Annotated in this window: 1 pseudogene; it reads right to left on the bottom strand. The window is 51.9% G+C overall.

What is annotated here, in order from left to right:
• Nucleotides 1-368, bottom strand: a pseudogene (locus KNP95_RS16000) (hypothetical protein); the annotation flags it as partial.

The raw sequence follows: 368 nt of genomic DNA, 5'->3' as shown, positions 1-368 counted from the left end.
ACGGCATGCACCCGTTCATAAAGACTGAGGTCAGCGTCTTTCCATCCCATTGGCCGCTCCAGCTGTTCAAGGTAATCAAGAGGGCTCTGTTCTTTCTCCTGTTGTAAGGTGTGTACTTTTTCTAAGTGTGACTCGATATGGTCGAGGAAAGTTGCGGATGTCTGATGAACCTCCTGCAACAATTGTTCCTTGTCTAAAAGTTCCTTGTCTTTCGTCCAACCGGCCAGATAGGAGAGCGAGAAGTCGTCCGTCGGGAACCCGAGTTGATGCGAGACGACGTAGGCGACCATCTCGGCTTGGAACTCCTTCTCGGGTGCCGTGAGCGGTTGATCGCGTTCAAAATTCCGCTCCTGATTGTGTAGCTCCGC

It is taken from the genome of Exiguobacterium sp. s36 (assembly GCF_018618345.1).
In the GTDB taxonomy this organism is placed as follows: domain Bacteria; phylum Bacillota; class Bacilli; order Exiguobacteriales; family Exiguobacteriaceae; genus Exiguobacterium; species Exiguobacterium chiriqhucha.
Note: the sequence above shows the minus strand (reverse complement) of the source record. Positions and strands in the feature narration are given on the sequence as shown.